This window comes from Acidithiobacillus sp. TH-A36, from assembly GCF_057473445.1.
The window spans coordinates 1-1,278 of record NZ_JBYCKP010000193.1 but is presented as its reverse complement, the minus strand read 5'-3'; the positions used below and the strand labels follow the sequence as shown (position 1 = coordinate 1,278).

At 51.7% G+C, this 1,278-nt stretch carries 1 protein-coding gene and 1 pseudogene; one reads left to right on the top strand and one right to left on the bottom strand.

All coding sequences use genetic code 11. From position 1 onward, the window contains the following. Positions 1 to 470 (top strand): L,D-transpeptidase (locus AC2VLY_RS05155; protein ID WP_486921878.1); only part of this gene is annotated, 470 nt, incomplete at its 5' end. Between the two features lie 245 nt (positions 471 to 715). Here the strand turns inward: AC2VLY_RS05155 and AC2VLY_RS05150 are convergent. Further along, positions 716 to 1,278 (bottom strand): annotated as a pseudogene (locus AC2VLY_RS05150) (peptidylprolyl isomerase); the annotation flags it as partial.

Sequence of the window (1,278 nt, the reverse complement as noted above, 5' to 3'; positions counted from 1 at the left end):
TGGTTGGCCGCTTTCCCATACCAGTATCCCACGCGCAAATACGCTTATATGAAGCCGCGAAGTCGGCAGGTTATGCCCTCCAGTCCGTGCATTATTCCCGCTATCATCACCACTGGGTGCAATACCAACATTATGATGACCCGGATATCCGTTGGGTCAATTATTTCGACAGAGGCCGTGCCGTACATTTTTATCCCCGGACCACTTACGGATTTCCGCAAAGTGCGGGCTGCGTGGAGCTTCCCAAAAGCGCGGCACGCAAAGTGTACGGGCTCATCCATTATGGAACGCCTGTTACCGTCAGCCACGGTGCGATCGGCCCCTGGGATCCGCCAGGAAGCGAATACCTGAAACAACCCCTGAACATTAAACCCATCCATTTGGCTTATCGAGAAATCGCTGCCAAATCCACAGCACTTAGCGTACATCTGCAATTGGTGGAAACGAGCGCTTCAGAAAAGCACCAGTAGAGCGCAAAACAGGCAGAGGTTTCGTAAGCTTTGCAGCGACTTTGGCCCGCGCCGCTGTTGTTCTTTGTGAAATCCTGCGCCCGTCAGGAGAGCTGTTTGAGCCCAAAGGGCGAGTTCTCTCTTGACTGCAGGATGAACCTTATAACAACAGGCAAGGGGCGTTGGAGCAAAAAGCTTACGAATCCTCTGCCTGTTTTGGGGAGATAACCTGTATGCGACCTCTGACGTGGATACTTTACCGATAATTATTGGCTGGTAGCAGCCGCGAGCTTCGAATCGTCAATTTTTACCTTGGCATGATCGCGCAGATCACGCAAATAAGCTGCCGACAACAATCTACCCCGTTGTTCTTCCAGTGAGGCACGAATTTCAGCCGTCACCTTGGGATTGACAGCTACTGAAGAAGGTGCAATCACCTGAGTCACCGCAAATATCGTGTATCCATCCTCCCCACGAACCATACCCATGGAAGGTATATGCTGGACAGGAGCTGGAGCATCAAATGCTGCGCTCAGCAAAGTTGGAGACAAACCCCGAGCATCTTTCCGGGCAACATTCAAATGGACTTGGACAGGATAAGCGCCATCCGCACTCAACACCTCCACCTTACCGGCTTTCCTGGCCGAAGCCAGCAAGGCTTCTGCTTGACTTTTAGCCAGTTGCGTGGCTTTTTCTGCCGTTAATTGAGCCACAATCTGATTTTTGACTGCCGCTAAAGTCTGGGCTCTACCCGGGGTGTAATGGAGCAGATGGACGGCCATCAAATCTCCATTTTTCAGAGTCAGGGCTGAGCTGTTTTTACCAGCCA